At 62.6% G+C, this 8,108-nt stretch carries 6 protein-coding genes and 2 pseudogenes; 5 read left to right on the forward strand and 3 right to left on the reverse strand.

What is annotated here, in order from left to right; all coding sequences use genetic code 11:
* Positions 1-300 precede the first annotated feature (300 nt).
* Positions 301-771: a hypothetical protein gene (locus GWG67_RS32240; RefSeq protein ID WP_275173550.1), complete on the forward strand. Its 471-nt coding sequence runs from the start codon at positions 301-303 to the stop codon at positions 769-771.
* 204 nt (positions 772-975) lie between these two features.
* On the opposite strand, the gene GWG67_RS32245 is transcribed toward GWG67_RS32240, so the two are convergent.
* Positions 976-1,155, reverse strand: coding sequence for a hypothetical protein (locus tag GWG67_RS32245; protein ID WP_275173551.1), 180 nt, complete (start codon positions 1,153-1,155; stop codon positions 976-978).
* Between the two features lie 199 nt (positions 1,156-1,354).
* Here GWG67_RS32245 and GWG67_RS32250 point away from each other — a divergent pair, with 199 nt between their 5' ends.
* Positions 1,355-4,426: an AAA family ATPase gene (locus tag GWG67_RS32250; RefSeq protein WP_275173552.1), complete on the forward strand. Its 3,072-nt coding sequence runs from the start codon at positions 1,355-1,357 to the stop codon at positions 4,424-4,426.
* A gap of 5 nt (positions 4,427-4,431) precedes the next feature.
* Here GWG67_RS32250 and GWG67_RS32255 read toward each other — a convergent pair whose 3' ends face one another.
* Positions 4,432-5,526, reverse strand: a complete 1,095-nt coding sequence (locus GWG67_RS32255) for a catalase family protein (RefSeq protein ID WP_275173553.1) — start codon at positions 5,524-5,526, stop codon at positions 4,432-4,434.
* A gap of 441 nt (positions 5,527-5,967) precedes the next feature.
* Here GWG67_RS32255 and GWG67_RS32260 point away from each other — a divergent pair, with 441 nt between their 5' ends.
* From GWG67_RS32260 to GWG67_RS38980, 3 genes and pseudogenes are all read left to right on the forward strand, one after another.
* Positions 5,968-6,810 carry a CmcJ/NvfI family oxidoreductase gene (locus GWG67_RS32260; protein ID WP_275173554.1) on the forward strand — a complete coding sequence of 281 codons (843 nt, stop codon included), beginning with the start codon at positions 5,968-5,970 and terminating at the stop codon, positions 6,808-6,810.
* 106 nt (positions 6,811-6,916) lie between these two features.
* A complete protein-coding gene (locus GWG67_RS32265; protein WP_007601095.1) occupies positions 6,917-7,228 on the forward strand; it encodes a septal ring lytic transglycosylase RlpA family protein in 312 nt (103 codons plus the stop codon).
* A 49-nt stretch (positions 7,229-7,277) separates the two neighbouring features.
* Positions 7,278-7,985, forward strand: a pseudogene (locus GWG67_RS38980) (Gfo/Idh/MocA family protein); the annotation flags it as partial.
* Here GWG67_RS38980 and GWG67_RS32275 read toward each other — a convergent pair.
* A pseudogene (locus tag GWG67_RS32275) lies at positions 7,976-8,107 on the reverse strand (30S ribosomal protein S2); the annotation flags it as partial. The pseudogenes GWG67_RS38980 and GWG67_RS32275 sit on opposite strands and share 10 nt — an antisense overlap.
* Position 8,108 lies beyond the last annotated feature (1 nt).

Raw genomic sequence — 8,108 nt, forward strand, 5'->3', positions numbered from 1 at the left:
CGCACATTTGGAACCGATAGTAACGGCACGGATAGTAAATCGGGAAGGTGGTTGTTGGTTGCGAATGCGCCGGAAGCTTAATGCTTTGCCGCGGTGATCGGGCCCCAGGCACCGTCTTGCTGGTGTCACACGCGGCGAGGTGGTCGAGCCCGTCGGGTACCGGTTGATCACAATGGAGGCATGCGTCTTGTGCGGTGCACGCAAAATCGAGGCCGAATTTCTGGCTTTGACCTTGCGCCAGGATGCCCGATCATGGGCTGCGTCCATGTCCAAGCAAAATGTCAGACAGGGAGTAAGACGATGACGATCTGGAAAACGGCAATCGCCTGTTCGCTGGCCGGCGCGGTGATGGCCGGCCAAGTCGAGCGGGCCGCCGCGGGCCCGATGCCGACAAATGTCGCGACCATGAAGGCCGCGGTCGGCGATGATGTCACGCAGGTGTATTGGCGCGGCCGAGGTTTTGGATGGGGTATTGGCGGCCTCGCAGCCGGCGCGATCATCGGCAGCGCCATCGCCAGCAGCGCCTATGGCTACGGCTACTATGGCGGTGGTCCATATTACGGCGGCTACGGATATCCGGGGCCGGCTTACGGCTATGCGCCTGCCTATTATGGCGGCTATGGACCGAGTTACGCCTATGGACCGGGCTACGGTTATGGCGGCTATTACGCGCGTCCGCGCTATTACGGCTATCGCGCCTATCGTCCATATTACGGTCCGCGGTACGGCTACTACCGGCCGTACCGGGCCTATCACCGCGCGTATTGGTGATCGATCAAACGGGTGGACCCGCACGCCGCAGGTCGACGATACTGAAAAGATTTGAGGGCCGCTGTACGCAAGCGGCCCGATCGGCTTGCGCGCGTTGAACCCGGTGATGCGGCACGACGAGCCGGCCATGCCCGCCCGCGACAATGCCGATGCAGATCGCGGCGATGATCGCGATCTCGATGCACCATTCGAGCGGTCCCGAGCTCATGGCAGCGCGATGGTGTTGGTAAGATCGAACTCGGACAGGCCCGGGCCGCGGCACGCGAGGTAGATGGCGAGGAGGAAGATGCGGCTGAGGACGGTGACGCCTAATATGACCCTCACGTCGTAATGACGAATGGCAAACGCGAGAGGCGGGATCGCCAAATGTTTTATAATGCTCATGGCTAACTCCTTGCCAAAATTCAGGCATCGACTGCCTGTCGACTGAAATGACAGCGTGATGAAAAGGCCGTCCGACGCCTTCGGCGTCTCTAAATGGACAGGCCAATGCTAGTGCCGGCGCAGGGCGCAGGTCTTTATCGTGTCCTTACATTTGGCTGAGCTTTCCCTTAAGATGGGGGAGCATCCGGGGGTCGGAGCCGTGCGTACAGACGCGCTTGCCTTTGGTGAATTCCGCCTCGACCGTGCCAACGCGCTATTATGGCGAGGCGGGGAGCGGATCGCGTTGGCCCCGAAGCCATTCGAGGTTCTTTGCCATCTTGTCGGTCGGCCCGGTGAACTCGTCACCAAGGAAGAGTTGCTCGACGCGGTCTGGTCCGATCTGCACGTCAGCGAGTCGAGCCTCGCCGTTGCCGTGAACGCGCTACGCTCGGTGCTCGGCGACGACAGACAATCTCCCAACTACATCGAGACGGTCACGCGGCGCGGCTATCGCTTCATTGCGCCGGTCGCGACCGCCGAATTGCCCGCGATCGAGCGGGCGGCCGAAGAGGAGGCGGCGTCCGCCACGGAGCAGGTGGTCGATCGACGCCGGCACTGGAGGGTCGGACGCACCGGGGCACTCGATACGCTGGACGAGGCGCTGCAACTCGCTCGTACCGGACAGCGTCAGGTCGTCTTCATCACGGGCGAGGCCGGGATCGGCAAGACCACCCTCTTGCAAATGACGCTCGACAGGATGAACCAGCATGGACTGAGCGTGCTGCACTGTAGTTGCAACGAGTTGTTCGGCACCCATGAGGCCTTTCTTCCGCTGATCGGAGCGCTGAACGAGTGCTGCCGTCGAACCGATGGAGCATCGCTGCTGACTGCGATACGCGAGCACGCGCCGACCTGGCTCGCGCAAATGCCCGGATTCCTCGGCGAAGCAGACCGGGCCGCATTCCAGCATGAGGTCTTCGGCGCAACCCGGGAGCGCATGCTGCGGGAATTTGCCGATCTCATGGAGCATCTCGCCGTCAGCCGACCATGGGTGATCATCCTGGAAGATCTGCATTGGAGCGACTTCGCCACCGTGGATGTGCTCTCCCGGCTTGCGCGCCGGGATCGGAGGGCTTCTATCCTCGTGCTGGCCACCTATCGGCCGATGGAAGTCGCCGTCGGCGGACATCCTATCCGTGCGGTTCACCAGGACTTGCGGATTCACGGACACGCCACCGAGCTCGCGCTCGATCGGCTGACCGGCACCGACGTCGAACGCTATCTTTCGCTGCGCTTCAACTCGGCCGATTTCGCCAGCGAGCTGGTCGAGCGCATCTTCGCGCGAACCGGCGGCCATCCTCTGTTCGTGTCGTCTCTGCTCGATCATCTCGTCGCGCAAGGCGCGCTGGTCGAGCACGAATTGGGCTGGCGGCTGGTCAGCGAAGACGCGGCCTCGCATGACAGCATGCCGCGCGATCTGGAAGGAATGATCAAGCAGCAGATCGATCACCTCACCGTGGATGAGCGCTGCCTGCTCGAGGTCGCCAGTGCGGCGGGAGCGGAGTTTTCCGCGCTCCATATCGCCGGTGCGCTGGAGCGTCCTGTGCTGGATGTCGAGCAGATGTGCGAGGACCTGGCGCGGACCGATCGCATTATTGTCGTTGCCGGCATGACTGAGTGGCCGAACGGAGGTGTCTCCGGTCGCTATGCGTTCCAGCACGCGCTTTACCAGGAGATCCTCTACCAGCGGCTCGCGCCGGCGCGCCGCATGAAAACCCATGCGCTGCTTGGGGCGGGGCTTGAGCAGGGCTATGGGCCGCAGGCTGGGGAGATCGCCGCCATTATTGCGCGCCACTTCGAACTGGGCCGCAATTTCCCGAAAGCGATGCATTATTTGGGCGCGGCGGCCGAGGGTTCGGCGCGAAGGTTCAGCACACGCGAGGCCGCCAACTACCTGTCCCGCGCTTTGGAGCTGGTGCCGCATCTGCCGCCGGAGTTTCGGGTGACGACACGTCTGAAGTTGCTGCTGCAGCGCGCCTGGGCCTGGCGGGCTAGTGGAGATTTCCTGAATTCCCTGCAGGATCTCAGCGCGGTCGTCGCGCACGCGGCGGAGAACGGGCACGTGCGCGAAGAGGTGAACGCACTGGTCGATCTCAGCAGATTCTGTCTTTACGTCGATCGACGCCAGAGCCTGCCTGTGGCCGAACAGGCCCTTGTCAAGAGCAGGGCGATCGACGACGCCGCGTTCAGCGCGCTGGTCCAGGGGAACGTAGCCAATTTGAAGCTGATGCTCCGCGGCTGGGACCGCGAGAATGCGGACCTTGCCGAGCGTGCGTCAGCACTGATCACCGGAGAGCAAGATCTGAGCATGCGGCTGCGACGCTGCTCGATGGAGATGGTGCTGGAGTTCCTGCGCGCGAATTATCCGGCCTGCTGCGATGCGACGAGCCGGGGAAAGGAGCTCGCCCGCCTGGTGGGTGACGTCTATCTGTTCGTACTCTATGAATCGGTCGAGGCGTTTGCCCAGATTTATCACGGTGAATGGGGCCAGGCGCAACGAAACCTCGTCTCCGCGTTGGCTATCTCGGAGCGGAATGCAAATCCGCAGGCCGTCGCGCTGTGTCATCTCGCGATCGGATGGCTGTATTCGGAGGCGGAGGAATATGGCAGCGCGTCACGGCGTGCGGAGGATGCGCTCGGCCCGATGATCGAGGCCAATCCGTTCACCTTCTTCGTTGGCAGGAATTTGCTGGCGCGAGCTTATGTCAGGATGGGCGACCTGACTCGGGCGCGGCAGCATCTCGATGCGATGGAGCGCCGAATGGAGGTCGATCGGGTGCCGATGGAGTCGCTGGTCATCCCCCATTATATGCTAACTTGCTGCGACTATTGGATCGCGATCGGCGATCTGGACCGCGCCCAGAGTTCGGCCCGCCAGTTTCATGAGGTGACGAGCGCGGCGCCCGACCGGCCGTTTCTCGCGCTGTGCTACGAGGCCATGGCGAGAATTGCGATCCTGAAGCAGGATGCGCAACTCGCCGGACAGCATTTGTCGACGGCCATTTCGATCGTCCGCCATGCCAGGTTGCCGCATGCCAGCTGGCGGGTTTATCGCACGACAGCGGTGCTCTATGGGAGCCTTGGACAAGCGCAAAGGGCTGCCAAGTGGCGGGGCCGCTCCTGCCAGGTGATCGCATCGCTGGCAGGGACGCTTGATCCCGGCGATCCGCTGCGGTCGGCATCATTATTCGACGCAGGCCGGCACACCGGGCCCGACATTGCGGGACGGTGATCGGCTCAATCCGGCAGGTCCGCGATCTCTCGCGGTTCTCCGGGCCGTTGCTTGACCCTGAATTGGTTTTGCTGCTGCCGCAGCGTGCGGGAGGCCCTGTAGGCATCCCTGCGCAACCGCATGATCGAGCCGAGCGGCTGATGCGCGGCGAGACATCGCCATGGATCGAACGAAAGCACCTCGTCGGAATAGACGCGACGCGCTGGGCTGTCGGCGGTCTGGCGCGGAAGCGTGATCTTGCCGAGTGCTTCCGGCGGCGCGACGTCTTCGGGCCAGTCGATCGAGGCATCTTCGATCGGTGTTCGCTCCAGGTCGGTGCAGAGCTGGGCAAACAGTTCGTACTCGGCCGCATTGTCCTTGAAGAAGGCAGCGACGCTGTTCAGCACGGCATCATCGGCATCGTGGCAGGGCTGGCCGGTGAGTTGGCGAACCGAGGCCGAGATCGGCACCAGGCGAAGCCTTGCGATATAATCACCAAACCGCAATGCTCCCTCCGTGTGAAAGGTTTCGCCGAGAATGTTGCTGCCGGCATCACCGAGCGCTTTCAAGACGATCGGGATCGGAATGCCTGTTCTGTCCGATGCGGCGACCAGCACGCGCGCGAGAAAGCCTATGGGTACGTACGCCAGATCAGGCAGGAACAGGGTGCGCTCGACCTTGTGCTGTGCGCGCATATAGGCCATCGCATCCGCGAAATAGCTGGGGTGATTGACGAGCAGGAGATCCTGGTTCGTCGTATCGTCGTCGCCGAGCGCCTTAGCCCCAGTCACGCCCAGGACCTTGATGGCAAACCCCCGTGGCGAACGTACGCGATCGCTCCTGTTGAATGCGGTGGAGAGGCGGACGATGATCGGGAAGTGGCCAGCCTGCTTGAACAGGCCCTGGCGCAGGTGATCCGGCAAATCGTCGTAGACGATCAGCTCGCCGCGGAGATAACCGGCGCCCTTGGCGTGCTGCTGCCGGGTCCCATGCTTGTCGTTGTGAAAAGTGCGGGCGCTCGTCCGCGAGATCGAGGCAACGATCGCCTCGACGGCCGCAGCTTCCTCCGGCTGGATTTGTTCGACGGACGGATCGTAACGAAGATACTGACTGGCTGACATGGCGCTGATCTCCAGCCCGAAGGTCGCCTTCCCATTGCAAGCGTCGACGGCCGCAGGGCGCATCACTGTAAGCCCGTCCAGTCGGGATCGGCAATCCAAGAGCGGGCTGCGTTTGCCTGGACAAGCCGGGAATGAGGCATCCTGCTACCGACGAGATCACAGGATCGATGCTAGGCCGATGGCGGCTCGTAAGTCCTTATGAGCTCCTTATGTTGTCCTGATGTTTTCCTTAAGGCCGGTCGGACGAGGCACGAGATATCACAAGGCTCTCAAGCATCCGTGAAGCGGATGGAGCGCATTCCAACCCGACAGGACTCCGCGAAACGTTCGTTCTGCGTTTCATGCCGACGACAAAACCCGCATTGCTATTTGCACGACCTCCCTTGCGTCACGCCCGGCCCCCTCAAAAATCATCCAGACGACCACATCGGGAGACCGGCCATGGGCCTGCAAGAAACAAAAATCGAATCGCTTCCCTTCGTCACCGCTGAACTCAATTACCTCGCGCCGGTTTCGGGCAAGCCGCGCACCTATGCCTTCGATCCGCCGCCGGGTGAGCCCAAGAGCACATCATTGCCGGAGCCGCATCAGGTCCCGATCTTCGATGCGCGACTGATCGCCCATAATTTCTCGCTCGACCGCGAAGGCTTTGCGCTGGTGCGGCATCCGAACCAGGTGAAGGACTTCTCCAACGAGGAGGAAATCAAGGCGGTCTACTATCCCGCCGTCGAGGCCTTCCTGCGCGCAACGCTGAAAGCCGACCGCGTTGTTATCTTCGACCATACCGTGCGCAGGCGCGTCGAGGGCGCCGCGGACATTCGCGACGGCGGACCGCGTCAGCCGGCAACGCGCGTCCACGTCGACCAGACCGCCGTCTCGGGCGCCAACCGCGTGCGCGAACATCTGCCAGATGAGGCCGACGAGCTGCTGAAAGGCCGCGTCCAGGTGATCAATCTATGGCGGCCAATCCGTGGCCCGTTGCGAGATTCGCCGCTGGCGATGGCAGATGGCACGACGGTCGCGCCCGACGATCTCGTCGCCTCCGCTCTCATCTATCCCAACCGTCGCGGCGAGATTTATTCGGTGAAATACAATCCGAACCATCGCTGGTTCTATTTTCCCGAGATGACGACGGACGAAGCGCTGCTGCTCAAATGCTACGATTCTGCAACAGATGGCCGCACCCGCTTTGGGCCGCATACCGCGTTCGTCGATCCGACCACGCCAGCGGATGCGGCGCCGCGCGAAAGCATTGAGGTTCGGACGCTCGTGTTCCACAAATAGTAACAATGTGTGATGGCACTGCCGGGCGCGGCCCGGCAGTTGCTCAGGAACCTACGGGAACCAACAAACGTTTCTGCGCGGGGCAGGGCCAACCGGGAGCGGTGCCGTGCGAGCGCAGACGACGCTATTTTCTTGCCTTGCCACTTTTTCGCTTTCTGCAGTTTCCTTTGCCCAGGCCGAAAGCGGGCTTGCCTCCTATTACGGGTATGGAAAAGCCGGAAAAGGCGAGCTGACCTGCGCGCACCGGACGCGCCCCTTCGGAAGCGTGCTGAGGGTGTCCTACGGCAGCCGCTCGATTCAATGCCGCGTCAACGATCGCGGCCCCTTCATCCGCGGCCGGATCGTCGATCTCTCTGTGCCCGCCGCCAAAGCGCTGGGCATGATGAGCGCCGGCGTGGTGCGGGTCTCGGTGGAATAGAGCTGCCGGCGCGCTATAGTGCTGCCCAAAGCATGGGTCAGGGGGCGCTATGGCCAAGATCAAAGTGGGACTCGTCGGCTGCGGCTTCGTGTCGGAGCTGCATATGTATGCGTTCCGGCGCGTCTATGGCGTGGATGTCGAGGTCGCGGCGGTCGCTGCGCGCGGCGACCATGTCGTCGAATTTGCGCAGCGCCACCAGGTCCCACGGGTCCATCGCAGCTTCGCCGAGCTGATCGCAGACCGCGAGCTCGACGTCATCGATATCTGCACGCCGCCCAATCTGCATGCGGGGATGATCGTCGCCGCCATGCAGGCCGGCAAGCACGTGATCTGCGAAAAGCCGTTCGCCGGCTATTTCGGCCGCGACGGCGACCGGCAGCCGATCGGCAAGCATGTGCCGAAGGCGCTGATGTATGAGCGCGTGCTGGAAGAGATGGACGCCACGCGTGCCGCGATCGAGCGCACCGGAAAGCTCTTCATGTATGCCGAGGACTGGATCTACGCGCCGGCCGTGACCAAGACCGCGGAGATTCTGAGAGCGACCAAGGACAAAATCCTGTTCATGAAGGGCGAGGAGAGCCATTCCGGCTCGCATGCGGCCCATGCCGCGCAATGGGCGATGACCGGTGGCGGCTCGCTGATCCGGATGGGCTGCCATCCGCTTTCCGCCGTGCTGTACCTCAAGCAGGTCGAGGCCAAGGCGCGCGGCGAAACCATTCGCGTCGCCAGCGTCAGCGGTGATGTCGGCAACGTCACGGTCTGCGCGAGGTCGACGATGTGGATGTTGTTGCGAGCGCCGAAAATGAACGGCGCCATTTTCGGATTCCAGCGGTGAGACTGGTGACCAAAGTGCACGCCGGCTTCGAGGAGCTGACGCATA

This window comes from Bradyrhizobium sp. CSS354 (genome assembly GCF_029051725.1).
GTDB lineage: Bacteria > Pseudomonadota > Alphaproteobacteria > Rhizobiales > Xanthobacteraceae > Bradyrhizobium.

What these genes read in the sequence shown, in the direction of transcription:
- GWG67_RS32240 (WP_275173550.1), top strand. Translation starts at nt 301, where the DNA reads ATGACGATCTGGAAAACGGCAATCGCCTGTTCGCTGGCCGGCGCGGTG.
- GWG67_RS32245 (WP_275173551.1), bottom strand. Translation starts at nt 1,155, where the DNA reads ATGAGCATTATAAAACATTTGGCGATCCCGCCTCTCGCGTTTGCCATT.
- GWG67_RS32255 (WP_275173553.1), bottom strand. Translation starts at nt 5,526, where the DNA reads ATGTCAGCCAGTCAGTATCTTCGTTACGATCCGTCCGTCGAACAAATC.
- GWG67_RS32260 (WP_275173554.1), top strand. Translation starts at nt 5,968, where the DNA reads ATGGGCCTGCAAGAAACAAAAATCGAATCGCTTCCCTTCGTCACCGCT.